The following is a 25,721-nucleotide window of genomic DNA, read 5'->3' on the forward strand; positions in this document are numbered from 1 at the left end:
ATGAGTCATAACGGGCATCTTCACTGTATCGTGTGAAACGTACGGGCGGGTGCCGGGCCTTTTTCGGGCTGTTTTGTTTATTTTTACGCACCCACACAAGCCCTTTTATTGTCAGCGCCCCTCGATTATGTGAGCGGGTGATCTCCAGCTATTTAGTATTGGGAAGCCACAATGATTGGCATTAAAAGCATCGCCAGTTACGTGCCAGCAAGCGGTGTAGACAACTACGCGCAGGGCGCGAAGTTCTCCAAAGACGAAGAATTCATTCTGGGCAAGATCGGTTCGGCGTTTCTGCCGCGCAAAGACGCTGACCAGGAAACCTCCGACCTGTGTGTTGAGGCAGTCAACGCACTGTTTATCAACAATCCTCAGCTTAAACGCGAATCCATCGACGCGTTGATCGTCGTTACCCAGAACGGCGACGCTGAAGGCCTGCCGCACACCGCGGCCATTGTCCAGGACAAGCTCGGTCTGCCGACCCACGTTGCCGCCTTTGATATCTCCCTGGGCTGCTCGGGTTATGTCTACGGCATCTACGCGATGAAAGGCTTTATGGAAGCCGCGGGCCTGAAGAGCGGTCTGCTGGTGACGGCCGACCCGTACTCGAAAATCGTTGACCCGGAAGACCGCAACACCACCATGCTCTTTGGTGACGCCGCCACCGCTACCTGGATGGGCGAAGACGCTCCCTGGCAGCTGGGCAAGGCCAAGTTCGGCACCGACGGTTCGGGTGCGCCGCATCTGAAAGTCAGTGATGGTGTGTTCTTTATGAATGGCCGCCAGGTGTTCAACTTCGCGCTGCTCAAAGTGCCTGCGCACTTGAACGAGTTGCTGGAAGAGTCCGAGCTGACCTCCAAGGACATCGACGCGTTCTGCATCCACCAGGGCAGTGCGGCCATCGTTGACGCCGTGGCTCGTCGCTTTGAAGGCGAGCCGGAGAAATTTATCAAGGATATGGTCGAGACCGGCAACACCGTGTCGTCGAGCATTCCGCTGCTGCTGGAAAAACACGTGATGGATGCCACCTGGAAGCGGGTGGCGCTGAGCGGTTTTGGCGTGGGCCTGTCGTGGGGCTCGGCGATTATCTATCGCCCATAAGCATTACGTTGAAACACAAAACGCCCGTGGCCCTAAAGCCATGGGCGTTTTGCTTTCTGGCAGGGCTGATTGAATCTGTGGGAGCGGGCTTGCTCGCGATGGCATCACCCTGGTTTGCCTGAAGCACCGCGCCGCCCGAATCGCGAGCAAGCCCGCTCCCACACTGGGGGGTGCCCGGCAGCTCATCGCCCCGCTAACCCCCTGAATTACAAGGCATGGCCCCCTTGCCTGCAAAAAAAATCAAAATAAACCTCAAGCAACCTGCGTTTACGACGATAACCATTACGAAGGTTCTCTAGGCCACACCCGGCGGTTGCCAGGGCCGGAAGCCGCAGTATTCATCCAATGAGGATTTCGTCATGGCTTTATCAGTAAACACTAACGTCACGTCCCAGACCGTTCAAAAGAACCTGAACAAAGCCGGCGACTCGTTGAGCACCTCGATGACCCGTCTGTCTTCCGGCCTGAAAATCAACAGCGCCAAAGACGACGCTGCCGGCATGCAGATCGCCAACCGTCTGACTTCCCAGGTTAAAGGCATGACCGTTGCCATCGCCAACGCCAACAACGGCTCCTCGATTGCGCAGACCGCTGAAGGCGCGATGCAAGAATCGACCAATATTCTGCAACGTTTGCGTGAACTGGCCCTGCAGTCCGCGAACGGTGATAAAAGCGCTGATGACCGTGCTTCCCTGCAACAAGAATTCACAGCGAAAGTCGGTGAACTGACCCGTATTTCGTCTACCACCACCTTTGGTGGTCGTAACCTGCTGGACGGCTCGTTCCAGAACCAGTCGTTCCAGGTGGGTGCTGATGCCAACCAGACCATCTCGTTCGGTATGAGCGATATCAGTGCTACTGGTTTGAAGGGGTCTTATGGTGAGGCGAATGCTGCTGGTGGTGTTACACAGTTGTCTGCCACGGTAACAGGTGGTGTTGCTGCTGCTAGCAACGTTCTGACCACTGCTGCTGATTATGCGGCACCAGGTGTAGGCGGTGAGACGCTTACTTTTGGCGGCGGCGGTAGTGGTTCAGTTACCCTAACTGCAACCGAAGATAGTGCTGCAAAAGCAGCTGCAAAAATCAACCTGGCAACGGATACTACAGGTATTAAAGCTGTAGATAACGGTGGTAAGTTAGAGTTGAGCAGTACTACTGCGTTTACTGTAGCCAGTAGCGTTGTATCTGATGGCGGTAACTTCAAAACTGCGGCTACCGGTTCTGCTGTCGGTGGGTTGTCAAGTGCAGCTGATATCAATATCAATGGCACAACAGTTAATCTGACTGCTGGCATGACCCTGGGTGGTACTACTAAAGACGGTAAAACCGACGGCGTAATCTTCGCCATCAATGCCCAGACCACCACCACTGGTGTCACGGCGAGCCAGAAAGACGGTCGTCTTGTACTGACCTCTGCTGACGGCAAAGCCGTTAACCTGAGCAACCCTGAAACCACTAACGGTAAAGGAGCTTTGGCCAAAGTTGGTTTGACCGCTGGTACCACTCAAGCCCAGTTGGACAAAGACACTTCCGTTTCTTTGAATGGTATTGAGGTCAAGTTCAAGAAAGGCGATTCGATGGACGCCATTGTGTCTTCGATCAACAGCGCTAGCACTGGTGTAACCGCCAGCAAAAACGCTGATAACACCCTGAAGTTGTTCTCGACCAAGGACATCACTATCGGTGACGGCAGTGCAGGTACTGGCCTGGCTTCCCTAGGCCTCACAACCACCGCTAAAACCACTGCCGCCAACACTGTCGAAACCACCGTCTCCGACCTGAGCGTGTTGACTGCCGAAGGCGCTCAACAAACTATTCAGGCCCTGACTGGCGCCATCCAGCAGATCGACACTCAGCGTTCCGCACTGGGTGCTGTACAAAACCGTTTCGACAGCACCGTCTCCAACCTGCAAAGCATCTCCGAGAACTCGACTGCTGCACGTGGTCGCGTTCAGGACACTGACTTCGCATCGGAAGCTGCCGAGTTGACCAAGCAACAAACCCTGCAACAGGCCGCTACCGCGATCCTGTCCCAGGCTAACCAGCTGCCTTCCGCTGTCATGAAACTGCTTCAGTAATTTCAGCGCTGGGTTGAGAACAAAAGGGCGCGTTTACGTGCCCTTTTGTTTTTTCAGCATTTACTGCTTGAAGGTGGCACGAATTGTGAAGCTGCCTGCAGTCTTGGCACTTGCTTCGTCAATAAAGCGGTAGCCACCGGACAAGGAGAATACAGATGGCCAGTTCTACGATTACCGGCGTCGGTTCGGGTTTTGACACCATCGGGATTGTGAAAGCCTTGGTTGATGCTGAAAAAGCACCCAAGCAAAGCCAGATTACCGCGCAACAAAAAGACACCACCATTCAGTTGTCCGCTGTGGGCACAGTAAAAGCGTCGCTCGAAACCTATCGTGCAGCCATTGCCAAGCTCAACAGCGTCTCCAGTTTCAATGGTCTGGCCGCTACGTCGTCAGACGAAAAAATTTCCAAAGTCACCATTGATGACAAAGCCTCCACCGGCACCTATGCGCTGGACGTGAGCAAGTTGGCGACCTCGTCAAAAATCACCAGTAAGGTGTTTGAGGGTGGTACTTCCTCGGTCGTAAACTCAGGCACTGAGCCTACGACCCTGACCATTTCGCAGTCCGGCTCTGACTACAATGTGTCGATCCCCGCAGGCGCAACCCTGCAGCAGACCCGTGAGGCGATTAACACACAACTGCAATCCAAAGGCATCAGCGCCAACGTCTTGACCGACGCCAACGGCTCGCGGCTGGTGATCGGCTCGCAGACCACCGGCAAGGGCACCGATATCACCATCAGCGGTGATTCAGACCTGTCGACGGGCTATGACGCCGGTAAACCGCCGGTGAATGCGGAATACACCATCGACGGCATCGCCATGGAGTCGTCGAGCAACAAGGTCACGTCGGCCATTAGTGGCGTGACCCTGGAGCTGATTGATACCAAGGCGTCCACTATCACGGTGGCTTCCAATACCGCAACGCTGAAAACCTCGGTACAGTCGTTTGTCAGTGCCTACAACGCGCTGTTGACCAGTATCAATACCCAGACCAAGGTTACGGCCACCGGTGATGCGGCAACCACTACCTCGGGCGCTCTGACTGGCGATGCGTCGATGCGTCAACTGGTCAGCGGCATTCGCAACGAGCTGCTGCAAAACTCTGCCTCGTCGAGCATGGGCAGCTTGTCCCAGATGGGGATCAGTACCGATCAAAAAACCGGGTTGCTGACATTGGATGACAAGCAGTGGGACGCTGCAGTCGCCAAGCCCAATGGCGCAACTGAAATTGCCAAGGTGTTTAGCGGTGATAACGGCCTGGTGGCGCGGATGACCAAGGCGACCGATAGCTATGTGGGTACGACCGGGCTGCTGGCCAGTCGCGTGACTGACTTGAATACCAAGCTCACGGACCTGACCACTCAGCAAGCGGATCTGGATCGACGCATGGACAGTCTGAAGACGTCGCTGACTTCCAAGTACACCGCAATGGATACCCTGATCGCCAAAATCAACGCCAGCAGTTCCAGCATCATGACCACGCTCAATTCCTTGAATAACCCTAAATCCGACTGATTTGCCGCGCCCTGGCCGCTAAAGCTTTGGGCGCTGCAGTCGATAAAAAGATCAAGAACCAAGCATTTTTGCCTGACACCGTAATGAGGTAGAAACATGAACCCGATGCGCGCCCTTCGTCAGTATCAGAAGGTTAATTCCCACGCTCAAATCTCCGAAGCCAGCCCCCATCGTCTGATTCAGATGCTCATGGAAGGCGGCCTGGACCGTATGGCCCAGGCCAAGGGCGCGATGAGCCGTGGTGATATCCCGCAGAAGGCCATGCTGATTACCAAGGCCATCGATATCATCACCGGCCTGCGTCAGGGCCTGGATGAAGAAAAGACCGACGACAAGGCCGCGCTGGAGCAACTGGACAGCCTGTACGAGTACATGGCCGTGCGCCTGACCCTGGCCAATGCCAAGAACGACCCGGAAATCATCGATGAAGTGGCGCGCCTGCTAATCACTGTAAAAAGTGGTTGGGATGCCATCGCCCCGCAATAAGCCAGAGGAGTGCGTCATGAGCCAACTGCAACGTATTCAGGAAACCCGCGAAGCGCTGATTGATGCCCTGGCCGAGCGCAACTGGGATGCCATCGGCGAGCTGGATTCGGCCTGTCGGGTGTGTGTCGAGAATGTGCTGGACGAAGCGCCACTGGACGAGGCTGTTTTGCGCGAAAATCTGGAGGGGTTATTGGTGGTGTATCGCATGTTGCTGGAGGCGGCTACTGATGAGCGCCAGGCAGTCGTTGAGCAGATGGGGCAGATCAACCAAGCAAAAAATGCGTCAAAGGTTTACCATCTATTCGGTTAAGGCCTAAAGAATATGTGGTTAATTGCGTTTTAAACCGCCATAAATTTGACTCGGCACAGTTTTTTGACTTAACTAGCACGTTATTCTGTATTCAGTCGTCTTAGATATCCAACAGGGTTAGGACGTCTACATATGTCCTGCCATCCGGGGCATTGAGTTGACTAGGGAAGTTGCTATTGCATGTGGCGTGAAACCAAAATCCTGCTGATCGATGACGATAGCGTCCGCCGCCGTGATTTGGCGGTGATCCTGAATTTTCTTGGCGAAGAAAATCTGACCAGCCCCAGCCACGAATGGGAGCAGGCTGTCAGTGCCTTGCCGTCCAGTCGCGAAGTGCTTTGCGTGCTGGTCGGCACCGTGAGTACTGCCGGTGGCTTATCAGGACTGCTTAAGACACTGGCCGCGTGGGATGAGTTCCTGCCGATCATGCTTTTAGGTGAAGTTTCTTCTCTCGACCTGCCTGAAGACCAGCGCCGCCGGGTGTTGTCCAGCCTCGAAATGCCCCCCAGCTACAGTAAATTGCTTGATTCCCTGCACCGTGCCCAGGTTTATCGCGAGATGTATGACCAGGCCCGCGAGCGCGGCCGTCATCGCGAGCCCAACCTGTTCCGCAGCCTGGTCGGTACCAGCCGGGCGATCCAGCATGTGCGCCAGATGATGCAGCAAGTGGCCGATACCGATGCCAGCGTGCTGATCCTCGGCGAGTCCGGCACCGGCAAGGAAGTGGTGGCGCGCAATCTGCATTACCACTCCAAGCGTCGCGATGCGCCGTTTGTGCCGGTCAACTGTGGGGCGATTCCTGCCGAGCTGCTGGAAAGCGAGCTGTTTGGCCATGAGAAGGGCGCCTTTACCGGGGCCATCACCAGCCGTGCCGGGCGTTTTGAACTGGCCAATGGCGGCACGCTGTTCCTCGACGAAATCGGCGATATGCCGCTGCCGATGCAGGTCAAGCTGTTGCGTGTGTTGCAGGAACGTACATTTGAGCGTGTGGGCAGCAACAAGACCCAGTGTGCCGATGTGCGGATCATTGCCGCCACCCACAAAAACCTTGAAAGCATGATTGAAGTCGGCGCCTTCCGCGAAGACCTGTACTACCGCCTCAACGTATTCCCGATTGAAATGGCACCGCTACGTGAGCGGGTCGAAGATATTCCGTTGCTGATGAACGAGCTGATTTCGCGCATGGAGCACGAAAAACGCGGTTCGATCCGCTTCAATTCCGCCGCCATCATGTCGTTGTGCCGTCATGCATGGCCGGGTAACGTCCGCGAACTGGCCAATCTGGTGGAGCGCATGGCGATCATGCATCCGTACGGGGTGATTGGCGTTGTTGAGCTGCCGAAAAAATTCCGCTACGTGGATGACGAGGACGAGCAACTGGTCGACAGCCTGCGCAGCGATATGGAAGAGCGCGTGGCCATCAACAATGCCACGACTGACTTCGTGGCCAGTGCCAATGCGATGCTGCCGCCTGAAGGGCTGGACCTCAAGGATTACCTTGGCGGGCTGGAGCAAGGTCTGATCCAGCAGGCGCTCGACGACGCCAACGGAATTGTGGCGCGTGCGGCAGAACGCTTGCGTATTCGTCGTACGACCCTGGTCGAGAAAATGCGCAAGTACGGCATGAGCCGTCGCGAAGGTGAAGAGCAGGCGGATGATTGACGCGTGACTTTGTGGGAGCGGGCTTGCTCGCGATAGCATCACCGCGTTATTCCTGACACTGTGAGGCGCCCAAATCGCGAGCAAGCCCGCTCCCACATAAGCCGGGGCTGGCATAGCGGTTCGCTTGTGTTAGCTATTCAGGCACGGGTATTGCTTCGCTTGGTCTAACGGACCGTTTTATGACGGTCAGCCCAGCGAGTACGCCCCATGCCTCAAGCCGCCGTCCAGTTGTCCTCGGCCCCCGATCCCTACAGTCTGCTGGAAGCCCGCGTCTCGGAGCTGACCGGCGAGCTGGCAGTGGTCAGTGCGCAGCGCATGGCCGAGCTTGCAGAGAAAGAGCGGCTGGCCAATCGCTTGCAACACCTGCTCGATCTGCTCCCAGGCGGGATCATCGTGATTGATGATCGTGGTCACGTGCGCGAGGCCAACCCCGCAGCCTGCGAGCTGTTGGGCCTGCCGCTGGAAGGCGAGTTGTGGCGCCATGTGATTGCCCGCTGTTTTGCACCTCGTGAAGACGACGGCCACGAAGTATCGCTCAAGGACGGTCGGCGCCTGTCGATTGCCACCCGTTCGCTGGATCCCGAGCCCGGGCAACTGGTGTTGCTCAATGACCTGACAGAAACCCGGCGCCTGCAAGACCAGCTCGCCCGCCATGAGCGCCTGTCGTCTCTGGGGCGCATGGTTGCTTCCCTGGCACACCAGATTCGTACGCCGCTGTCGGCCGCGCTGATCTACGCCAGTCATCTCACCGAGCAGGCGCTGCCGGTGGAAACCCAGCAGCGCTTCGCCGGGCGTCTCAAGGAGCGCCTGCACGAGCTGGAACATCAGGTGCGCGACATGCTGGTATTTGCGCGTGGCGAACTGCCGCTTACGGACAGGGTCACCCCCAAAGTATTGATGCAGGCCCTGCAAGCCGCCGCGCAAACCCATGTGCAGGGTGTGGCGATCCGCTGGCAGTGCGATGCCTACACGGGGCAGTTGCTGTGCAATCGCGACACCCTGGTCGGCGCGCTGCTCAACCTGATCGAAAACGCCCTGCAAGCCGGTACGCCACAGGTGCGGCTCAAGGTGCATCTGTATCGCCGCGACAACAGTTTAAGGGTGTGTGTCAGCGACAACGGCAGTGGCATTGAGCCGCAAGTGCTGGCGCGCCTGGGCGAGCCGTTTTTCACCACCAAGGCCACTGGTACAGGTCTGGGCCTCGCGGTGGTCAATGCCGTGGTGCGTGCGCACCAGGGGCAATTGCAATTACGTTCGCGGCTGGGGCGTGGCACCTGTGCCTTGCTCAGCTTGCCGCTGATTCCCGTTGTAGCGGAGGCAAACTGATGGTGATGCGAATTAACGTGCTGTTGGTCGAGGACGACCATGCGTTGCGTGAGGCCCTGGCAGACACACTGTTGCTGGCAGGTCACGGTTTTCGCGCCGTCTGTTCGGGGGAAGAAGCCCTGGCTGCGGTGATGCTGGAGCCGTTCAGCCTGGTGATCAGTGACGTCAATATGCCCGGTATGGATGGCCATCAGTTGCTGGCCCGCCTGCGCGCCTGCCAGCCGCAATTGCCGGTGCTGCTGATGACGGCTCACGGTGCGGTGGAGCGGGCGGTGGATGCCATGCGTGAAGGGGCGGTGGATTATCTGGTCAAGCCGTTCGAGCCCAAAGCCTTGCTCGATCTGGTGGCCCGGCATGCTCTGGGCAGCCTCGGCGTGGCCGACAGCGAAGGGCCGGTGGCGGTGGAACCGGCCAGCGCACAGTTGCTGGAGCTGGCTGCACGGGTGGCGCGCAGTGATGCCACGGTACTGATCTCGGGCGAGTCGGGCACTGGCAAAGAGGTGCTGGCGCGTTATATCCACCAGCATTCCCATCGGGTGGATCGGCCGTTTGTGGCGATCAATTGTGCGGCGATCCCCGACAATATGCTCGAGGCGACCCTGTTTGGTCATGAAAAAGGCGCCTTCACCGGCGCCATTGCCGCCCAGGCCGGCAAGTTCGAGCAGGCTGATGGCGGCACCTTGCTGCTGGATGAAATTTCCGAAATGCCCTTGGGTTTGCAGGCCAAGCTGCTGCGCGTATTGCAAGAGCGCGAAGTTGAACGGGTGGGCGGGCGCAAGCCGGTTGCGCTGGATATCCGTGTTGTCGCCACCACCAACCGCGACCTGGCGGGGGAGGTGGCAGCGGGGCGTTTTCGCGAAGATCTGTACTACCGCCTTTCGGTTTTTCCCCTGGCCTGGAGGCCGTTGCGTGAGCGCATCGCCGATATCCTGCCGCTGGCAGAGCGGCTGCTGGCCAAACACATCAGCAAAATGAAGCACACTGCTGTAGGGTTTTCGCCCGATGCCAAGGCGTGCCTGAGTGCATACCCGTGGCCGGGCAACGTGCGCGAACTGGATAACGCGATTCAACGGGCGCTGATCTTGCAGCAGCGCGGCTTGATCGAGGCGGCAGATTTTTGCCTGGCCGGGCCTGTGGCCTGTGCACCTTTGCCGCCATTGACGCGCCCTGAGCCGCTGGCGGTGGAAGTTGTGGAGTCGGCGGGCGGCTTGGGCGATGATCTGCGCCGGCGTGAGTTCCAGATGATTATCGACACCTTGCGTGCCGAGCGCGGGCGACGCAAGGAAGCTTCCGAGCGTCTGGGCATCAGCCCGCGCACCTTGCGCTACAAGCTGGCGCAAATGCGTGATGCGGGGATGGATGTTGAGGCTTATTTGTTTGCTGCCACCTGAGAACGTCACTAAACCCCTGTGGGAGCGGGTTTGCCCGCGAAGGCATCACCGCGCAGCGCCTGATTCACCGCGTCGATTAAATCGCGGGCAAGCCCGCTCCCGCAGGGGCAGGTGTTATCCTTGTCTGCGACGTTTTGTAACGTTAATTGTTATAAAACGGCAAGGAGCTGGCACCCTTGTTGCTACACCTCAATATGCGCTGTGAAAGTGTCAAAAAAATGCGGGTCGTCGGAGGCACTGGTCCATGAGCCAAGGTATTGAATTTAATCGATTGATGTTGGACATGCGGGCCATGCAGATGGACGCCATGGCACAACCGAAATCGGCTGTGCAGGCCGCTCCCGAAGCGGGTGCCAGCAGCTTCTCCGACATGCTCGGTAATGCGATCAACAAGGTCAGCGAAACCCAGCAGGCGTCGAGTCAGCTGTCCAACGCGTTCGAGATCGGTAAAAGCGGTGTCGACCTGACTGACGTGATGATCGCCTCCCAAAAGGCCAGCGTTTCCTTTCAGGCCTTGACCCAAGTACGTAACAAGCTGGTTCAGGCTTACCAAGACATCATGCAGATGCCGGTTTAAGGGCGATATCAAGTCATGGCAGATGCACTTCCGGATAACGTTCCGGCCAAAGCAGGCGCAGGCGGCAAACCGCTGTTTGGCCTGACCTTTCTCGACAATCTGGGCGACATGACCATGCTGCGTCAGGTCGGCCTGATGGTCGGTCTGGCGGCGAGCGTGGCGATCGGCTTTGCCGTGGTGCTGTGGTCCCAGCAACCCGATTACCGGCCGCTGTACGGCAGCCTGGCCGGTATGGATGCCAAGCAGGTCATGGAAACCCTGGCCGCTGCAGACATTGCCTACACCGTTGAACCCAATTCCGGCGCCTTGCTGGTCAAGGCCGATGACGTTTCTCGTGCCCGCCTCAAGCTGGCCGCTGCAGGCGTAACCCCTACAGACGGCAATATCGGTTTCGAGATTCTCGACAAGGACCAGGGCCTGGGCACCAGCCAGTTCATGGAGGCCACACGCTATCGTCGTGGCCTTGAAGGTGAGTTGGCGCGGACCATTTCCAGCCTCAACAACGTCAAGGGTGCGCGGGTTCACCTGGCCATCCCGAAAAGCTCGGTGTTTGTCCGCGATGAGCGCAAGCCCAGCGCTTCGGTACTGGTAGAACTGTACTCGGGCCGCTCGCTGGAGCCTGGGCAGGTGCTGGCGATCGTCAACCTGGTGGCTACCAGCGTGCCCGAGTTGAGCAAGTCGCAGATCACCGTGGTCGACCAAAAAGGCAATCTGCTGTCGGATCAGGGTGAAAATTCCGAGCTGACCATGGCCGGCAAGCAGTTCGACTACAGTCGCCGCATGGAAGGCATGCTTACCCAGCGCGTGCACAACATTCTGCAGCCGGTGCTGGGCAATGACCGCTACAAGGCCGAAGTGTCGGCCGATGTTGATTTCAGCGCGGTCGAGTCCACCTCCGAGCAGTTCAACCCCGACCAGCCAGCCCTGCGCAGCGAGCAATCGACCAGTGAGCAGCGCACCGCCAGCAACGGCCCGCAAGGCGTGCCGGGGGCCCTGAGCAATCAACCGCCGAGCCCGGCCAGCGCACCGCAGCAAACCGGCCAGGGAGCTGCTGGCGGGGCGGGCATGATCCAGCCGGGCCAGCCGTTGCTTGATGCCAACGGCCAGCAAATCATGGATCCGGGCACCGGCCAGCCAATGCTGGCGCCGTACCCGGCCGACAAACGTTCGCAGTCGACCCGCAACTTCGAGCTTGACCGCTCCATCAGCCACACCAAACAGCAGCAGGGCAGGGTCAATCGCCTGTCGGTGGCGGTGGTGATCGACGACAAGATCAGCGTCAACCCGGCCAACGGTGAAATCACCCAGGTGCCATGGACCACCGATCAGCTGGCGCGCTTTACCCGTCTGGTGCAGGACGCCGTGGGCTTCGATGCCAGCCGTGGCGACAGCGTCAGCGTGATCAACGTGCCGTTCTCCACTGAGCGTGGTGAAGTGATCGCCGATATCCCGTTCTATTCCCAGCCCTGGTTCTGGGATGTGGTCAAGCAAGTGCTCGGCGTGCTGTTCATTCTGGTGCTGGTGTTCGGTGTGTTGCGCCCGGTGCTCAACAACATCACCGGTCACGGCCGCAACAAGCAGGTGGCCGGTATTGGCAGTGATGCCGAGATGGGCGGCCTGGGCGGTCTGGATGGCGAGCTGGCCAACGACCGTGTCAGCCTTGGCGGCCCGCAAAGCATCATGTTGCCAAGCCCCAGCGAAGGCTATGACGCGCAGTTGAATGCAATCAAGAGTCTGGTCGCAGAAGATCCGGGCCGTGTGGCCCAGGTAGTAAAAGAGTGGATCAATGCCGATGAGTGATAACCGCGCCGCCGCCAACGCCAAGTTGACCCGGGTCGACAAGGCCGCCATTTTGCTCCTGTCGCTGGGCGAATCCGATGCCGCCCAGGTGCTGCGCCATATGGGCCCCAAGGAGGTCCAGCGGGTGGGTGTGGCGATGGCGCAGATGCGCAACGTGCACCGCGAGCAGGTCGAGCAGGTGATGAGCGAATTCGTCGAGATCGTCGGCGACCAGACCAGCCTCGGCGTGGGCTCGGACAGCTACATCCGCAAAATGCTCACCTCGGCCCTGGGCGAAGACAAGGCCAACGGCCTGATCGACCGCATCCTGCTGGGTGGCAACACCAGCGGCCTGGATAGCCTCAAGTGGATGGAACCGCGTGCCGTTGCCGATGTGATCCGCTTTGAGCACCCGCAAATCCAGGCCATTGTGGTGGCTTACCTCGACCCTGACCAGGCGGGTGAAGTGCTCGGCCACTTTGACCAGAAGGCGCGCCTCGACATCATCCTGCGGGTCTCGTCGCTCAACACCGTGCAACCGGCGGCGCTCAAGGAGCTTAACCAGATCCTCGAGAAGCAGTTCTCCGGCAACTCCAACGCGGCGCGTACCTCCCTGGGTGGGGTCAAGCGCGCGGCCGATATCATGAACTTCCTCGACAGCTCGATGGAAGCGCAGTTGATGGACTCGATCCGGGATATCGACGAAGACCTTTCGGGTCAGATCGAAGACCTCATGTTCGTGTTCAACAACCTGGCCGATGTCGACGACCGCGGTATCCAGGCGTTGCTCCGGGAAGTGTCCTCTGACGTACTGGTACTGGCGCTCAAGGGCTCCGACGAGAACGTGCAGGAAAAGATCTTCAAGAACATGTCCAAGCGTGCCGCCGAATTGCTGCGCGACGATCTGGAAGCCAAAGGCCCGGTGCGCGTCAGCGATGTCGAGACTGCGCAGAAGGAAATCCTCACCATCGCCCGCCGTATGGCCGAAGCCGGAGAAATTGCTCTCGGCGGGAAGGGCGGCGAAGAGATGATCTAAGTGAGCAGCGGCGAAACCCCCGGTGATGTAATCCGTGCCAAGGATGTCGGTGCTTTTGATGTCTGGGGTCTGCCCAGCTTCGATCCGTGGCGCGAGCCCGAAGCAGAGCCCGAACCCGAGCCGGTTGAAGAACTGACCGAGATGGAAGAGGTGCCGCTGGAAGAAGTCCAGCCGTTGACCCTTGAAGAGCTCGAAAGCATTCGCCAGGAGGCTTACAACGAAGGCTTCGCCACGGGTGAGAAAGAAGGTTTTCATAGCACCCAGCTCAAGGTTCGCCAGGAAGCCGAAGTGGCCCTGACGGCCAAGGTTGCCAGCCTCGAGCGCTTGATGGGCAGCCTGCTGGCACCGCTTGCCGAGCAGGATCAGCAGCTTGAGAAAGCCATGATCGGGCTGGTTGAGCACATGACCCGGCAAGTGATCCAGCGCGAGCTGAAAACCGATTCGAGCCAGATCGGGCAAGTGCTGCGCGAGGGTTTGAAGCTGTTGCCGATGGGCGCCGAGAATATTCGCCTGTTTATCAATCCGCAGGACTTTGACCAGATCAAGGCCCTGCGTGAGCGTCATGACGAGCAATGGCGGATTGTCGAAGACGACAGCCTGCAACCGGGAGGCTGTCGCATTGAAACCGAGCACAGCCGCATCGATGCCAGTATCGAAACACGGATCAAGCAGGCCATGAGCCAGTTGCTTGACCAGCTCCACGAACAGGTACTGCACCCGGCGGCGCCTGATATCGACATCGATCTTGATGCACCTTAAGCGCACCAGTTTTGCCAAGCGCCTGGGCAGCTACGCTCCGGCGGTGTCCTTGCCGGTGCAGCCGGTGGTTGAAGGGCGCCTGCTGCGCATGGTCGGTCTGACCCTGGAGGCCGAAGGCCTGCGCGCGGCCATGGGCAGCCGTTGCCTGGTGATCAACGACGACAGCTTTCACCCGGTAGAAGTCGAAGCTGAGGTGATGGGCTTTAGTGGCAGTAAAATTTTTCTGATGCCCGTAGGCAGTGTCGCCGGCATTGCGCCGGGCGCCCGAGTGGTGCCGCTGGCCGATAATGGTCGCCTGCCGATGGGCATGAGCATGCTCGGGCGGGTGCTCGATGGCGCCGGCCGTGCGCTGGACGGCAAGGGGCCGATGAAGGCCGAAGACTGGGTGCCGCTGGACGGCCCCACCATCAACCCGCTCAAGCGCGACCCCATCAGCGTGCCGCTGGACGTGGGCATTCGCAGCATCAACGGTTTATTGACGGTGGGTCGCGGCCAGCGTCTGGGCCTGTTTGCCGGTACAGGGGTGGGCAAGAGTGTGTTGCTGGGCATGATGACCCGCTTTACCGAGGCCGACATAATCGTGGTGGGCCTTATCGGCGAGCGGGGCCGTGAGGTAAAGGAATTTATCGAACATATCCTGGGTGCCGAAGGCATCAAGCGCTCGGTGGTGGTGGCATCGCCTGCCGATGATGCGCCCTTGATGCGTTTGCGCGCGGCGATGTATTGCACGCGGATTGCCGAATATTTTCGCGACAAGGGCAAGAACGTCCTGTTGCTGATGGACTCCCTGACCCGATTCGCCCAGGCCCAGCGGGAAATCGCCCTGGCCATTGGCGAGCCGCCCGCGACCAAGGGCTATCCGCCGTCGGTGTTTGCCAAGCTGCCCAAGCTGGTGGAGCGCGCCGGCAACGCCGAGGCCGGGGGTGGTTCGATCACCGCGTTTTACACCGTGCTGTCTGAAGGGGATGACCAGCAGGACCCGATTGCCGATTCGGCGCGGGGCGTGCTCGACGGTCATATTGTGTTATCCCGTCGATTGGCCGAAGAGGGCCATTACCCGGCCATCGATATTGAAGCATCCATCAGCCGGGTCATGCCCTCGGTGGTCAGTGAAGAGCATATGCGCCGCGCCCAGCAGTTCAAGCAGCTGTGGTCGCGCTTCCAGCAGGCGCGGGACTTGATCAGCGTGGGCGCCTATGTGCCGGGCGGCGATCGCGAGACCGATACCGCCATTGCCCTGCAACCGGCGATGGTGGGGTATCTGCGCCAGGGGTTGAACGACAATATCAGCCTGGCCGAGAGCGGCGCTCATCTGGGCAGTATCTTCGCCCCGGCAGCCGGAGGTTAATCGACCATGGCCAGTGACAACAGGGCTTCGCGTCTGGCGCCGGTGGTGGACATGGCGGAAAAGACCGAGAAGGCTGCGGCCCAGCGTCTGGGTCACTTCCAGGGGCAGGTCAACCTGGCCAACAGCAAACTGGGTGATCTGGAAAACTTCCGCGGGGAATACCAGGCGCAATGGGTAGACCGCGGCAGCCAGGGAGTCACGGGCCAATGGCTGCGTAACTATCAGTACTTCCTCGGCCAGTTGGAAACCGCCGTTGGCCAGCAGCGTCAAAGCCTGGTGTGGCATCAGAACAATCTCGACAAGGCCCGCGAGACCTGGCAACAGGCCTATGCCCGGGTTGAGGGGCTGCGCAAACTGGTACAGCGCTACGCCGACGAAGCGCGCCAGCTGGAAGACAAGCGCGAGCAAAAGCTGATGGACGAACTGTCCCAGCGCTTGCCGCGCAAAGACGTGTACTGATCGCGTACGTCCTCTGCATCCCGTAGCAGCTGCTACGGGTATTGGCCTGCGGCGGTGCTCACAGAAGCGTCTATAGTTGCACTGACTATCTCGGGAGCAATTCACATGGCAGTGACATCTGAAGTCTCGGCAGATGGCAGTAAGCTGACGATCGCCATCAAGGGCCGGTTCGACTTTGCCAAGCACCAGGAATTTCGTGACGCTTACGAAGAACTCAGCCCCGCGCCCGCCTGCGTAGTGGTGGATTTGAAGGATGCCACCTATCTCGACAGCTCGGCCCTGGGCATGCTGCTGCTGTTGCGTGAGCATGTCGGCGGTGATGATTCTGACATTCGCGTGGTCAACAGCAGCCCGGATGTGCGCAAGATTCTGGGCGTTTCCAATTTCGACAAGTTGTTCGATATCAATTGAGCGGCTCGATGCAGCGCCTGCGCAGGCTGCAGCAAACGATAGTGCAGCAGCGCGACCAGATCGCCCGGCACAACGACTACTTGCTTAACGAACAGCGGGTGGCCAAGGCTGTGTTTGACCGGGTGGCGCACTCAGGCTGTCTCGATGCCCCCAATATCCGTTATCTGCAATCGCCCTATGCCTTGTTCAATGGCGATTTGCTGTTGGCCGCCTATACGCCCTCAGGCGATACCCATCTGCTGCTCGCCGACTTTACCGGCCACGGTTTGCCTGCGGCGATTGGTGCCATGCCTCTGGCCGAGGTGTTCTACAGCATGACGGCCAAGGGCTACGGGTTGGCGGAAATACTCAGGGAAATGAACGCCAAGCTTAAACGTATCCTCCCTGTCGACATGTTCTGTTGCGCCGCGTTGCTGTGTGTGAGCGCCCAGCGGCGCTGCGTCGAAGTCTGGAATGGCGGTATGCCCGATGGCTATTTGCAAGCGGCACTCAGCGGTCAGCGCACGGCACTGACCTCGCAGCACTTGCCGTTGGGTGTCTTGCGCGCCGAAGTGTTTGACCATGCCACCCAGGTGTTGCCGATGCTGCCCGGTGATCAGGTGTTTTTACTGACCGACGGTGTGATCGATACCTGTGGCCCCAATCAGCAATTGTTCGGGGTTGAGCGCCTGGAGCGGGTGCTGGATGCCAATCGGCATCCGTTGCAACTGATTGCCGAGGTCGAACAGGCTTTGCGGGATTTTCAGGGGCAGGCCCGGGATGATGTGAGCATGGTGCAGATCACTTCACAGCTGCCGGCTTTTTTGGGGGTGCCGGCGATTGTCTACTCCGACAGTGGCCAATGCAGCCCGCGGGACTGGTCGGCCAGCTTCGAGTTTCGGGCGCCCAGCCTGCAGCAGTTCAATCCACTGCCTTACGTGTTGCAATTGCTCATGGAAGTCCACGGGCTGCGCGCCCAGGGGCCGGTGATTCATGCGGTGCTTGCCGAGCTTTACAGTAATGCCCTGGAGCACGGGGTGTTGGGCCTCGATTCACGGCTCAAGCGCGATACAGGGGGCTTTGCCCATTACTATCAGCAGCGCAAGGAGCGTCTGGCAACGCTCAAGTACGGGTTTGTGCGGTTCTCGTTGCAAGTCGAGCCGATCGGCGAAAGCGGTCGCCTGCTGATCCAGGTAGAAGACAGTGGTGCGGGTTTTGATGTTGCCAGGGTGATGGCCAGGCCACTGGATTTAGACCGTCTGTCGGGACGCGGGGTGAGCCTGGTGCGTCAGCTCTGCCCTGCAGCACGTTGGGCACCTGATGGTCGTAGCGCGACCGTGGAGTTTTCGTGGGGGGGTCTGGCATAATCCGCTCATTCTTGATCAAGGAGTGAGCAAGTGTCTGACATTCATATGGACCCGAAAGTGGTCAATGCGTTGCGAGACGTGATGGAGGGAGGGTTTGCCGACCTGCTGGACACCTTCCTCTCCGACTCCGAAGAGCGTCTTGGCCAACTGCACAACGCCCGCGAGGCTTGCGACCTGACGCTGGTTGCCCATAGTTTCAAAGGCAGCAGCAGCAATATGGGTGCCATTCGCTTGGCACATTTGTGTGGCCTGCTTGAAGAGCGTGCGCAAAAGAAGCAACTGGCCGAGATCCAGGAGCTGGTGATCAAAATCGACGATGAATACCAGATGGTCCGGCGCCTGTATCGCGCCGAGCGCCAGCGTTCGGTGTCGCCGCATTTTGTATCCCGCTGACTGTGCACTAAAGCTGGCCCGAACCTTGCTGTGACTCTCTGACCTGTACCCATGCCAGCCGTACAGTGGAGAGCCGTTAATGCCCGTTGCTGCCCAAACCCTGCTTCTGACACCTGCCGCCGCAGCCCCTAAAGCCTCGGCGAGCAGTCCTGTGCAGCCTGCCAAGGCTGATGCGCAGCCTTTTGCAAAGGTCTATGCCCAGGCAGCCGACCCGGCGCCAGCCGTTGCCGGTAGCGGCAACCCCTTGCCTGCCGGCAAGACGGAAGACGCAGTCAGCACTGATCAGGATGACAGTACTGACAAGCCGGGCGATGACGTGGCAACGGCCGATCCGCTGGCCACGCAGCCGGTGGTGCCAGTGCCGGTGCCGGCTGTTGAGGCTGCGCCGCCCGCGCAACCGGCCACCCCTGAGGTGCAAGTGGCACAACTGGCGGCCCAGGCACCGCCACCGCTGGCGGCCGACGACGACACCTTCGATCCTCAAGCCGATCCTCTGGACGCAATGCCTGCCGTGCGCCTGGCGATGGAGCAGGGCGGGCATGTTTCGGCCAGTAGCCAGTCCCCGGTCAAAACTCCATCAAGCGACGCGGCTCCTGCCGCAGCCCAGGGGCAGGCCAGCGGGATAGCCATGCTGGTCGATGATAAAAGCGATGACTCGACCACAGGTGAAGGGGGCGAGAAATCCTTTAAAGGCCTGGTCGATGAGGGTCTCAAGGACCTGAAAAGCGCCTCCAGCGATACCCGTGTGGATGACTTCGCCAACCGCCTGGCGGCGCTGACCCAGGCGGCGGTGCCGAAAACTACCAATGCGCTGCCGGTCAACCAGCCGTTGGCCATGCATCAGAGCGGCTGGTCCGAAGAAGTTGTAAACCGCGTGATGTACCTCTCCAGCGCCAACCTCAAATCAGCCGATATCCAGCTGGAGCCTGCCGAGCTGGGGCGTCTGGATATTCGGGTGAATATTGCGGCTGACCAGTCGGCGCAGGTCAACTTTGTGAGTGGCCACGCCGGTGTGCGTGAGGCGCTGGACAGTCAGATGCACCGCTTGCGCGAAATGCTCGCTCAGCAGGGCATGGGCCAGGTGGACGTCAACGTGTCGGATCAGCAGCGCAACTGGCAAGGCCAGCAGGGCCAGGAGCAACAGGCCCGTAGCGGTGGCGGTGGCCAGCGACTGGACAACCTTGTTGATGACGAACCAGTGGAAGTGGCTGCGGTTGCGCCAAGCGTGGTGCTGGGCTCCAGCGCGGTGGATTACTACGCGTAAGCGCTAGCACTAAAACACCTGTAGATACTCTGTTGCAGGTCAAGCCCTATTGTGGGAGCGAGCCTTCGCCAGCTGCTACGCAATTTGAATTGGCGTGAAGCCTTCGATCCCTCCACTTCTGGCATAACACTTGCTCTGCCTACCCTCGGCACCTGTGAAAACCGAAAAGTGACGGATTATTGGCATGGCGACGAGCGACGCAGTAAAAGACCCCGCCGTTAAAGGCAAACTCAAGCTGATTATCCTGATCGTCGTGGCTGTGCTGCTGGCAATTGGCCTGTCTGTTGGCGCCACCTGGTATTTCATGCACAGCCCCAAGAGCGAAGCTGTGCCGCAAGCTGACGTGAACGTCAAGCTGCCTGCCCTCTATGAACCGATGGCCCCGGCCTTTGTGGTCAATTTCAACGCCAATGGCCGTCAGCGCTATATGCAAGTCAGTGTGACCCTGCAAGCACGCGACCCTGCCGATCTCAAGGCGCTGATGGTGCATATACCGGTGATTCGCAACAACCTGGTGATGCTGTTTTCCGGGCAGGCCTTTGACGACCTCGCCACACCGGTTGGCCAGGAAATATTGCGCCAGAAAACCACTGCCAGCGTGCAGGAAGTTGCGCAAAAAGAACTCGGCAAAGTGGTTATCGATCAGGCGCTCTTTACTAACTTTGTATTGCAGTAGGATCACGACATGGCCGTGCAAGACCTGCTGTCCCAGGATGAGATTGACGCGCTGCTGCATGGCGTCGATGACGGTCTGGTACAGGCCGAAACCGCTGCCGAGCCCGGCAGTGTCAAAAGCTACGACCTGACCAGTCAGGATCGTATTGTCCGGGGTCGCATGCCGACCCTGGAAATGATCAACGAGCGTTTTGCCCGTTACACCCGCATCAGCATGTTCAACCTGTTGCGCCGCTCGGCGGATGTGGCGGTTGGCGGGGTGCAGGTGATGAAGTTCGGCGAGTACGTGCATTCGCTGTATGTGCCCACCAGTCTCAACCTGGTCAAAATCAAGCCGCTGCGCGGAACGGCGCTGTTTATCCTCGACGCCAAGCTGGTGTTCAAGCTGGTGGACAACTTTTTTGGCGGCGATGGCCGTCACGCCAAGATCGAAGGCCGTGAATTCACCCCCACCGAATTGCGCGTGGTGCGCATGGTGCTGGAGCAGGCCTTTATCGACTTGAAGGAAGCCTGGCAGGCGATCATGGAAGTCAATTTCGAGTACATCAACTCTGAAGTTAACCCGGCCATGGCCAATATCGTCGGGCCCAGCGAAGCCATTGTGGTGTCGACCTTCCATATCGAACTCGACGGCGGTGGCGGCGACCTGCATGTGACCATGCCGTACTCGATGATCGAACCGGTGCGCGAAATGCTCGACGCCGGTTTCCAGTCCGACCTCGACGATCAGGACGAACGCTGGAGCAAGGCCCTGCGCGAAGACGTGCTCGACGTCAGTGTGCCGCTGAGCGCCACCGTGGCCCGCCGCCAGTTACGCCTGCGCGATATTTTGCATATGCAGCCCGGCGACGTGATCCCCATCGAGCTGGAAGATGAACTGGTGATGCGCGCCAATGGCGTGCCGTCGTTCAAGGTCAAACTGGGCTCGCACAAAGGCAATCTGGCCTTGCAAGTGGTTGAGCCCATCGGTCGGCGCTAGGCGCCTGGCCACAAGAATTTGCTGTGCTAATGATTGAATGCCCGCCGAGGACACCCCCATGGCTAACGAACACGATACAACCGCTGCAGACCAGGCGCTGGCTGATGAATGGGCAGCTGCGCTGGAAGAAACCGGCGATGTTGGCCAGGCCGATATCGACGCGCTACTGGCGGCCGATGCGGCAACCAAGCCCTCTTCCAGCCGACTGCCGATGGAAGAGTTCGGCAGTGTGCCGCGCAACAACCAGCCGGTGACCCTGGATGGCCCCAACCTCGACGTGATTCTGGATATTCCGGTGTCGATCTCCATGGAAGTGGGAAGTACCGACATCAATATCCGCAACCTGCTGCAACTCAATCAGGGCTCGGTGATCGAGCTGGACCGTCTGGCCGGCGAACCACTGGATGTGCTGGTCAACGGCACCCTGATTGCCCACGGTGAAGTGGTGGTGGTCAACGAGAAGTTCGGCATCCGCCTGACCGACGTGATCAGCCCAAGTGAACGCATCAAGAAGCTGCGCTGAATGAAACGGCTACTTGGCGGTTTACTGGGCTTGCCCTTGAGTGTGCTGGCGGCCGAGCCGGTGGTTGCGACCGCAGCGGTTCCGGTGGCTGGCGCCAGTGTTGGCGGGCAGTTGACCCAGCTGGTACTGGGTCTGCTGCTGGTGCTGGGGCTGATTTTTGCCCTGGCCTGGTTGCTGCGCCGTGTACAGCAGGCGGGCCCGCGCCAGGGCCAGGTAATCGAACTGATCAGCTCCCGGGCCCTGGGCGCGCGGGACCGGCTGGTGCTGGTGCAGGTGGGCAATGAACAGATCCTGCTCGGTCTTACGCCGGGCCGGATCACCCCGCTGCATGTGCTCAAGGAGCCGGTGCAGGTGCCGGGTAGTGCGCAACCGGCCACCCCCGAGTTTGCCAAGCGCCTGATGGAAATACTCGGTCAGCAAAAGGACAAGCCTTGATGCGTTTTGTAGTCGCGCTGTTGTTGGCACTGGCCGCGCCATTGGCATTCGGGGCTGACCCGTTGTCGATTCCGGCGATAACCCTGGGCACCGGGGCCAATGGTCAGCAGGAGTACTCGGTCAGCCTGCAAATCCTGCTGATCATGACTGCGCTGAGCTTTATTCCGGCATTTGTCATGTTGATGACCAGCTTTACGCGGATCATCATTGTGTTTTCGATCCTGCGCCAGGCCCTGGGCTTGCAACAAACCCCATCGAACCAGATCCTTACCGGCATGGCGCTGTTTTTGACCCTGTTTATCATGGCGCCGGTTTTCGATCGGGTAAACAACGATGCCTTGCAGCCCTATCTGGCCGAAAAGCTCTCGGCCCAGGATGCGATCCTCAAGGCTGAAGTGCCGATCAAGGACTTTATGCTGGCGCAGACCCGCAGCAGCGACCTTGAGCTGTTTATGCGCCTGTCCAAACGTACCGATATCGCCACCCCGGATGCCGCACCCCTGACCATTCTGGTGCCGGCGTTTGTCACCTCGGAGCTTAAAACCGCCTTCCAGATCGGTTTTATGATCTTTATTCCGTTTCTGATTATCGACCTGGTAGTGGCCAGTGTGCTGATGGCCATGGGCATGATGATGCTCTCGCCACTGATCATCTCGTTGCCGTTTAAAATCATGCTGTTTGTACTGGTGGATGGCTGGGCGCTGATTATCGGCACCCTGGCCAGCAGTTTCGGCGGAGTTTGACCCCATGACCCCAGAAGTCGCGGTAGACCTGTTTCGCAGTGCGTTGTGGCTGACCACCCTGATGGTTGCCGTGCTGGTAATACCCAGCTTGCTGGTGGGGTTGCTGGTGGCGATGTTCCAGGCCGCGACCCAGATCAACGAACAGACCCTGAGCTTCCTCCCACGCTTGCTGGTGATGCTGGTCACCCTGATCGTGGCCGGGCCGTGGCTGGTGCAGACCTTTATGGAATACATCCTGCAGTTGTACGGCAGCATTCCGCAGTTGATCGGCTAAATGTCGCTGCTCGCCCTGACAGACGCGCAGATCAGTACCTGGGTCGCCAGCTTTATGCTGCCGCTGTTCCGGGTGGGCGCGCTGCTGACCACCATGCCGATCATCGGCACCACCCTGGTGCCCAAACGCATCAAGTTGTTTTTGTCCCTGGCAATTACCCTGGCAATCATGCCCAGCCTGCCGCCGTTGCCCGCCGTCAACCCGCTGGATCTCAGTGGCCTGATGCTGATTGCCGAGCAAATCGTCATTGGTGCGTTACTGGGGTTTGCATTGCAGCTGTTTTTTCATGCGTTCGTGGTCGCCGGGCAAATTGTCGCGATCCAGATGGGCATGGGCTTTGCGTCCATGGTCGACCCGGCCAACGGGGTCAACGTGGCAGTAATCGGGCAGTTTTTCACCATGCTGGTGACCTTGCTGTTTTTGTCCATGAATGGCCATCTGGTTGTATTTGAAGTGTTGACCGAGAGCTTCACCACCTTGCCGGTGGGCGGTGGCTTGTTGCCCAATCACTACTGGGAAATCGCCAATAAACTCGGCTGGGTGCTGGGTGCGGCGTTGCTTCTGGTACTGCCGGCGATCACTGCCCTGCTGGTGGTCAACATTGCCTTCGGCGTAATGACCCGGGCCGCGCCGCAACTGAATATCTTTGCCATCGGTTTTCCGCTGACCCTGGTGCTGGGCATGGTGATCCTGTGGATCAGCATGGCGGACATTCTCAACCAGTATCAACCGCTGGCCTCTGAGGCCCTGCAGTTTTTACGTGATCTTGCGCAGGCCAGATAGCCATGGCCGAAAGCGAGAGTGGCGCCGATAAAACAGAAGACCCCACGGAGAAACGAAAAAAGGACTCCAGGGAAAAGGGTGAAATTGCACGTTCCAAAGAGCTGAACACCCTGGCCATCATGCTGGCTGGTTCGGCGGGCTTGCTGATTTTTGGCGGTGCGCTGGCGCAGGATTTGATGGAGCTGATGCGTTACAACTTCAGCTTGAGCCGCGAGGTGCTGCTTAACCCGGATTCCATGGGCGCGTTTCTGCTGCATTCAGGGAAAATCGCCTTGATCGCGGTGCAGCCAGTACTGATCACGTTGTTGATCGCGGCCCTGGTCGGCCCGATATCCCTTGGCGGCTGGCTCTTTGCTGCGGGCAGCCTGGCGCCCAAATTCAGCCGCATGAACCCGGCCGCCGGGATCAAGCGCATGTTCTCGGCCAAGGCGCTGGTGGAGCTGCTCAAGGCCCTGGCCAAATTCTTTATCATCCTGATCGTGGCCTTGCTGGTGTTGAAGTCCGACATCGATGACCTGCTGCGCATTGCCCATGAGCCGCTGGAACTGGCAGTGATCCACAGCCTGCAAGTGGTGGGTTGGAGTGCGTTGTGGATGGCCTGCGGATTGATCCTGATCGCTGCGGTGGACGTACCGGTACAGCTATGGGAAAGCCATCAGAAATTGCTGATGACCAAGCAGGAAGTACGCGACGAGCACAAGGATCAGGAAGGGCGCCCGGAGGTCAAGCAGCGCATACGTCAGGTGCAGCGTGAAATGTCCCAGCGGCGCATGATGGCGGCGATCCCGGATGCCGACGTCATAATCACCAACCCGACCCACTACGCCGTGGCCCTCAAGTACGACCCGGAGAAGGGCGGGGCGCCGATGTTGCTGGCCAAGGGCAGTGACTTCCTGGCGCTGAAAATTCGCGAGATCGGTACCAAGCACAACATCCTGCTGCTGGAGTCGCCGGCGCTGGCGCGGTCGATCTATTACTCCACGGAGCTGGAGCAGGAAATCCCCGCCGGCTTGTACCTGGCCGTGGCCCAGGTGCTGGCCTACGTCTACCAGATCCGCCAGTACCAGGCCGGCAAGGGCAAGCGCCCGGACCCCCTCAAGGACTTGCCGATCCCGGCGGATTTGCGCCGTGACGAGTAGCGTGTCAGTTGACGGGGTGGAGTGCAGGTATTTTGCGTCGAGTAGTTACTTTTAAATTCGCCTCCGTCAAATAATCTCTGCTAGTGCGGTGTTATATATCTATCTTGTATTAGGTGGGATCCTACAAGACAGTTGGAAGTGCCTTACTTATTGTTTGAAAGTTAGCTGTTAGTTTAGTTGCTTCTTACTTCGGTGTGTGGGGATGGGTAAAAGTCAGCTAATGGCTTTCGCTTTTATTTCCTTGGGGTATGAATAAGTGTCGGGATTTAAACTTAAACTAAATCTTCAGTTTATTAAACAATTGTTGTAATGCATTTTTGTAGGGGGTGTTTGATGGGTGTTGCAATGAAGTCTGCCAAGTCTGCTTTGGCGTCTATGGTGTTGCTGGCTTGTTCGGCATCAGTTGCCAGTGCTGCGGGAGCAGGATCGGGTACTGTCACGTTTAGCGGTGAAATTTTGGAGTCGGCCTGCTCCATTACACCTGAAAGTGTGGATCAACCTGTTCCGCTGGGTTCGGTGTCCAAATCTCAGCTGAATAATGGTGGCATCGGTACCAAGCAATATTTCAACATCGAGTTGACCGGTTGTTCATTGACCGGTCTCACCGACAATACAGTCAAGGCCACCTTTACCGGTACGGGGGCGGCAGCAGTGCCAGGAGCATTGGCCCTGAACGGCGTTGCCGGTGCGGGCATCCTTCTGACCGAGTTCGACGGTACCGCCATAACGCTGGGTACTGCAACCCGCCCGAAAGGTATTACGGCGGGTAGCAATACGCTGACCTTTGGTGCTCAGTTGAAAGGTCAAACATCTACAACCACTACTGTAGGTACAGGTACTTTTACTGCTGTTACGAACTTCGCGCTGGCATATCAGTAGGTTGTCCGGTTGCCCTGTTGTAGGAAGTTCGACAGCAGGGCAATTGCAGGT

At 58.8% G+C, this 25,721-nt stretch carries 27 protein-coding genes; all 27 read left to right on the forward strand.

Translation table 11 applies throughout. The annotated features are described in order from the left end of the window. Nucleotides 1-171: 171 nt before the first annotated feature. The 27 genes from PPTH39_RS20355 to PPTH39_RS20495 all read left to right on the forward strand — a co-directional run bounded on the left by PPTH39_RS20355 (nt 172) and on the right by PPTH39_RS20495 (nt 25,670). Nucleotides 172-1,098: a ketoacyl-ACP synthase III gene (locus PPTH39_RS20355; protein WP_130872363.1), complete on the forward strand. Its 927-nt coding sequence runs from the start codon at nt 172-174 to the stop codon at nt 1,096-1,098. Between the two features lie 359 nt (nt 1,099-1,457). Further along, nucleotides 1,458-3,176, forward strand: coding sequence for a flagellin N-terminal helical domain-containing protein (locus tag PPTH39_RS20365; protein ID WP_130872364.1), 1,719 nt, complete (start codon nt 1,458-1,460; stop codon nt 3,174-3,176). A 155-nt stretch (nt 3,177-3,331) separates the two neighbouring features. Then, nucleotides 3,332-4,693, forward strand: a complete 1,362-nt coding sequence (gene fliD / locus PPTH39_RS20370; RefSeq protein WP_130872365.1) for a flagellar filament capping protein FliD — start codon at nt 3,332-3,334, stop codon at nt 4,691-4,693. A 96-nt stretch (nt 4,694-4,789) separates the two neighbouring features. Beyond that, entirely contained in the window at nt 4,790-5,179 is a 390-nt protein-coding gene (gene fliS / locus PPTH39_RS20375) for a flagellar export chaperone FliS (protein WP_016781581.1), read from the forward strand. 16 nt (nt 5,180-5,195) lie between these two features. Further along, complete coding sequence (locus tag PPTH39_RS20380) at nt 5,196-5,489, forward strand: flagellar protein FliT (protein ID WP_095002618.1); 294 nt, start codon at nt 5,196-5,198, stop codon at nt 5,487-5,489. A 180-nt stretch (nt 5,490-5,669) separates the two neighbouring features. Further along, a complete protein-coding gene (locus PPTH39_RS20385; protein ID WP_095002617.1) occupies nt 5,670-7,151 on the forward strand; it encodes a sigma-54 dependent transcriptional regulator in 1,482 nt (493 codons plus the stop codon). A 207-nt stretch (nt 7,152-7,358) separates the two neighbouring features. After that, nucleotides 7,359-8,477, forward strand: coding sequence for a sensor histidine kinase (locus PPTH39_RS20390; RefSeq protein WP_095039312.1), 1,119 nt, complete (start codon nt 7,359-7,361; stop codon nt 8,475-8,477). Between the two features lie 5 nt (nt 8,478-8,482). Beyond that, nucleotides 8,483-9,868 carry a sigma-54-dependent transcriptional regulator gene (locus tag PPTH39_RS20395; RefSeq protein ID WP_095021128.1) on the forward strand — a complete coding sequence of 462 codons (1,386 nt, stop codon included), beginning with the start codon at nt 8,483-8,485 and terminating at the stop codon, nt 9,866-9,868. A 244-nt stretch (nt 9,869-10,112) separates the two neighbouring features. Then, nucleotides 10,113-10,445 (forward strand): flagellar hook-basal body complex protein FliE, encoded by a 333-nt coding sequence (gene fliE / locus PPTH39_RS20405; RefSeq protein WP_016781577.1) that lies wholly within the window; start codon nt 10,113-10,115, stop codon nt 10,443-10,445. Nucleotides 10,446-10,460: 15 nt separating this feature from the next. After that, nucleotides 10,461-12,245 carry a flagellar basal-body MS-ring/collar protein FliF gene (gene fliF / locus PPTH39_RS20410; RefSeq protein ID WP_095002615.1) on the forward strand — a complete coding sequence of 595 codons (1,785 nt, stop codon included), beginning with the start codon at nt 10,461-10,463 and terminating at the stop codon, nt 12,243-12,245. Then, on the forward strand, nt 12,238-13,260 hold the full coding sequence (gene fliG, locus PPTH39_RS20415) for a flagellar motor switch protein FliG (RefSeq protein WP_083369860.1): 1,023 nt from the start codon (nt 12,238-12,240) through the stop codon (nt 13,258-13,260). Before fliF ends, fliG begins: the two co-directional genes overlap by 8 nt. After that, the gene (gene fliH, locus PPTH39_RS20420) at nt 13,261-14,019 is read left to right on the forward strand and encodes a flagellar assembly protein FliH (RefSeq protein WP_130872366.1); all 759 of its coding nucleotides are present in this window, start codon (nt 13,261-13,263) and stop codon (nt 14,017-14,019) included. It begins immediately after the preceding gene. After that, complete coding sequence (gene fliI, locus PPTH39_RS20425; RefSeq protein WP_095002613.1) at nt 14,009-15,367, forward strand: flagellar protein export ATPase FliI; 1,359 nt, start codon at nt 14,009-14,011, stop codon at nt 15,365-15,367. The genes fliH and fliI overlap by 11 nt, the downstream gene beginning before the upstream one ends. A 6-nt stretch (nt 15,368-15,373) precedes the next feature. Continuing rightward, nucleotides 15,374-15,826 (forward strand): flagellar export protein FliJ, encoded by a 453-nt coding sequence (fliJ, locus tag PPTH39_RS20430; RefSeq protein ID WP_095002612.1) that lies wholly within the window; start codon nt 15,374-15,376, stop codon nt 15,824-15,826. Nucleotides 15,827-15,931: 105 nt separating this feature from the next. Further along, entirely contained in the window at nt 15,932-16,237 is a 306-nt protein-coding gene (locus tag PPTH39_RS20435) for an STAS domain-containing protein (RefSeq protein WP_095002611.1), read from the forward strand. Nucleotides 16,238-16,245: 8 nt separating this feature from the next. Further along, on the forward strand, nt 16,246-17,583 hold the full coding sequence (locus tag PPTH39_RS20440) for an ATP-binding SpoIIE family protein phosphatase (protein ID WP_095018908.1): 1,338 nt from the start codon (nt 16,246-16,248) through the stop codon (nt 17,581-17,583). Between the two features lie 30 nt (nt 17,584-17,613). Next, nucleotides 17,614-17,976 carry an Hpt domain-containing protein gene (locus PPTH39_RS20445; RefSeq protein WP_095002609.1) on the forward strand — a complete coding sequence of 121 codons (363 nt, stop codon included), beginning with the start codon at nt 17,614-17,616 and terminating at the stop codon, nt 17,974-17,976. Between the two features lie 79 nt (nt 17,977-18,055). Further along, the gene (locus tag PPTH39_RS20450) at nt 18,056-19,240 is read left to right on the forward strand and encodes a flagellar hook-length control protein FliK (protein WP_130872367.1); all 1,185 of its coding nucleotides are present in this window, start codon (nt 18,056-18,058) and stop codon (nt 19,238-19,240) included. Between the two features lie 184 nt (nt 19,241-19,424). Continuing rightward, nucleotides 19,425-19,916 (forward strand): flagellar basal body-associated protein FliL, encoded by a 492-nt coding sequence (fliL, locus tag PPTH39_RS20455; protein WP_095018906.1) that lies wholly within the window; start codon nt 19,425-19,427, stop codon nt 19,914-19,916. Between the two features lie 9 nt (nt 19,917-19,925). Beyond that, on the forward strand, nt 19,926-20,894 hold the full coding sequence (fliM, locus tag PPTH39_RS20460; RefSeq protein WP_019828822.1) for a flagellar motor switch protein FliM: 969 nt from the start codon (nt 19,926-19,928) through the stop codon (nt 20,892-20,894). Between the two features lie 58 nt (nt 20,895-20,952). Continuing rightward, nucleotides 20,953-21,417 carry a flagellar motor switch protein FliN gene (gene fliN / locus PPTH39_RS20465; protein WP_095002606.1) on the forward strand — a complete coding sequence of 155 codons (465 nt, stop codon included), beginning with the start codon at nt 20,953-20,955 and terminating at the stop codon, nt 21,415-21,417. Beyond that, nucleotides 21,418-21,852 carry a flagellar biosynthetic protein FliO gene (gene fliO, locus PPTH39_RS20470; protein ID WP_095018905.1) on the forward strand — a complete coding sequence of 145 codons (435 nt, stop codon included), beginning with the start codon at nt 21,418-21,420 and terminating at the stop codon, nt 21,850-21,852. Further along, complete coding sequence (gene fliP, locus PPTH39_RS20475; protein WP_095002604.1) at nt 21,852-22,595, forward strand: flagellar type III secretion system pore protein FliP; 744 nt, start codon at nt 21,852-21,854, stop codon at nt 22,593-22,595. The genes fliO and fliP overlap by 1 nt, the downstream gene beginning before the upstream one ends. 4 nt (nt 22,596-22,599) lie before the next feature. Continuing rightward, nucleotides 22,600-22,869, forward strand: coding sequence for a flagellar biosynthesis protein FliQ (gene fliQ / locus PPTH39_RS20480; protein WP_095002603.1), 270 nt, complete (start codon nt 22,600-22,602; stop codon nt 22,867-22,869). Beyond that, a complete protein-coding gene (fliR, locus tag PPTH39_RS20485) occupies nt 22,870-23,652 on the forward strand; it encodes a flagellar biosynthetic protein FliR (RefSeq protein ID WP_095002602.1) in 783 nt (260 codons plus the stop codon). It begins immediately after the preceding gene. Between the two features lie 2 nt (nt 23,653-23,654). Continuing rightward, the gene (gene flhB, locus PPTH39_RS20490; RefSeq protein WP_095002601.1) at nt 23,655-24,791 is read left to right on the forward strand and encodes a flagellar biosynthesis protein FlhB; all 1,137 of its coding nucleotides are present in this window, start codon (nt 23,655-23,657) and stop codon (nt 24,789-24,791) included. 345 nt (nt 24,792-25,136) lie between these two features. Then, complete coding sequence (locus PPTH39_RS20495) at nt 25,137-25,670, forward strand: fimbrial protein (protein ID WP_130872368.1); 534 nt, start codon at nt 25,137-25,139, stop codon at nt 25,668-25,670. Nucleotides 25,671-25,721 lie beyond the last annotated feature (51 nt).

The sequence above is a fragment of the Pseudomonas bubulae genome (assembly GCF_900618535.1).
Taxonomy (GTDB): Bacteria; Pseudomonadota; Gammaproteobacteria; order Pseudomonadales; family Pseudomonadaceae; genus Aquipseudomonas; species Aquipseudomonas bubulae.

Bases quoted from the DNA above. Each gene is read 5' to 3' on its own strand.
- fliG (WP_083369860.1), top strand. From the start codon at position 12,238: ATGAGTGATAACCGCGCCGCCGCCAACGCCAAGTTGACCCGGGTCGAC.
- PPTH39_RS20355 (WP_130872363.1), top strand. From the start codon at position 172: ATGATTGGCATTAAAAGCATCGCCAGTTACGTGCCAGCAAGCGGTGTA.
- fliE (WP_016781577.1), top strand. From the start codon at position 10,113: ATGAGCCAAGGTATTGAATTTAATCGATTGATGTTGGACATGCGGGCC.
- fliL (WP_095018906.1), top strand. From the start codon at position 19,425: ATGGCGACGAGCGACGCAGTAAAAGACCCCGCCGTTAAAGGCAAACTC.
- fliP (WP_095002604.1), top strand. From the start codon at position 21,852: ATGCGTTTTGTAGTCGCGCTGTTGTTGGCACTGGCCGCGCCATTGGCA.
- PPTH39_RS20440 (WP_095018908.1), top strand. From the start codon at position 16,246: ATGCAGCGCCTGCGCAGGCTGCAGCAAACGATAGTGCAGCAGCGCGAC.
- PPTH39_RS20365 (WP_130872364.1), top strand. From the start codon at position 1,458: ATGGCTTTATCAGTAAACACTAACGTCACGTCCCAGACCGTTCAAAAG.
- PPTH39_RS20495 (WP_130872368.1), top strand. From the start codon at position 25,137: ATGAAGTCTGCCAAGTCTGCTTTGGCGTCTATGGTGTTGCTGGCTTGT.
- PPTH39_RS20435 (WP_095002611.1), top strand. From the start codon at position 15,932: ATGGCAGTGACATCTGAAGTCTCGGCAGATGGCAGTAAGCTGACGATC.
- fliN (WP_095002606.1), top strand. From the start codon at position 20,953: ATGGCTAACGAACACGATACAACCGCTGCAGACCAGGCGCTGGCTGAT.
- fliM (WP_019828822.1), top strand. From the start codon at position 19,926: ATGGCCGTGCAAGACCTGCTGTCCCAGGATGAGATTGACGCGCTGCTG.
- fliQ (WP_095002603.1), top strand. From the start codon at position 22,600: ATGACCCCAGAAGTCGCGGTAGACCTGTTTCGCAGTGCGTTGTGGCTG.
- PPTH39_RS20450 (WP_130872367.1), top strand. From the start codon at position 18,056: ATGCCCGTTGCTGCCCAAACCCTGCTTCTGACACCTGCCGCCGCAGCC.
- PPTH39_RS20385 (WP_095002617.1), top strand. From the start codon at position 5,670: ATGTGGCGTGAAACCAAAATCCTGCTGATCGATGACGATAGCGTCCGC.
- fliJ (WP_095002612.1), top strand. From the start codon at position 15,374: ATGGCCAGTGACAACAGGGCTTCGCGTCTGGCGCCGGTGGTGGACATG.
- fliS (WP_016781581.1), top strand. From the start codon at position 4,790: ATGAACCCGATGCGCGCCCTTCGTCAGTATCAGAAGGTTAATTCCCAC.
- fliI (WP_095002613.1), top strand. From the start codon at position 14,009: ATGCACCTTAAGCGCACCAGTTTTGCCAAGCGCCTGGGCAGCTACGCT.
- flhB (WP_095002601.1), top strand. From the start codon at position 23,655: ATGGCCGAAAGCGAGAGTGGCGCCGATAAAACAGAAGACCCCACGGAG.
- fliO (WP_095018905.1), top strand. From the start codon at position 21,418: ATGAAACGGCTACTTGGCGGTTTACTGGGCTTGCCCTTGAGTGTGCTG.
- PPTH39_RS20390 (WP_095039312.1), top strand. From the start codon at position 7,359: ATGCCTCAAGCCGCCGTCCAGTTGTCCTCGGCCCCCGATCCCTACAGT.
- fliF (WP_095002615.1), top strand. From the start codon at position 10,461: ATGGCAGATGCACTTCCGGATAACGTTCCGGCCAAAGCAGGCGCAGGC.
- fliR (WP_095002602.1), top strand. From the start codon at position 22,870: ATGTCGCTGCTCGCCCTGACAGACGCGCAGATCAGTACCTGGGTCGCC.
- fliD (WP_130872365.1), top strand. From the start codon at position 3,332: ATGGCCAGTTCTACGATTACCGGCGTCGGTTCGGGTTTTGACACCATC.
- PPTH39_RS20395 (WP_095021128.1), top strand. From the start codon at position 8,483: ATGCGAATTAACGTGCTGTTGGTCGAGGACGACCATGCGTTGCGTGAG.
- PPTH39_RS20380 (WP_095002618.1), top strand. From the start codon at position 5,196: ATGAGCCAACTGCAACGTATTCAGGAAACCCGCGAAGCGCTGATTGAT.